1 protein-coding gene is annotated in these 543 nt (G+C 48.3%); it reads left to right on the top strand.

Annotated features, from left to right (window positions below):
• On the top strand, positions 1 to 222 hold a 222-nt coding region (locus KSW37_RS15770), incomplete at its 5' end, for a hypothetical protein (RefSeq protein WP_217315396.1).
• Positions 223 to 543: the final 321 nt, after the last annotated feature.

Here is a 543-nt window from a genome sequence, read left to right as displayed (position 1 = left end):
GTGTCCATAGCCAGAGCGATGCAGATCATCAGTTGCAACATCTCTCAGAAGCTGAGTAGCACCAAGTTGGGCAGAGCTTTCAATGATCTCGGATTCGAAAAGATGCGCACCACCCACAACCGTGGTTACAGGGCGATTATACGTACTGCCGAGGAAATCAAGGCATACCAGGTATCCCTCTGCATCAACTCGCCGCAATCCGATGATGATGCCCCGTTCTAGCCGCTCCCAAGCCATCGGTTCCCACTGGTCAGATTATGACACTATGACACTTATGACACTAGTTTTTCAACTTTTCGCCTCGCACGCGGGCAGGCAGGAACTTTCGGCCTGATTTTTCCTGCCTGCCCGCGCGAGAGCAAATCTTCAGAATTCACTGTCATAAGTGTCATGTGTCATAGCAAAGCCGGTTACTTCCGAAACGGAAACCAAAGACTTACGGTGCAAAAGCCAGAGACTTACGATACAAAAGTCAGAGACTTACGATACAAAAGTCAGTAGCTTATGAACCGCATCCTCATTCATTAACCCTCATAAAAATCA

This window comes from Segatella copri (assembly GCF_019127135.1).
GTDB lineage: Bacteria > Bacteroidota > Bacteroidia > Bacteroidales > Bacteroidaceae > Prevotella.
This window is presented reverse-complemented; position numbering and strand designations above follow the sequence as displayed.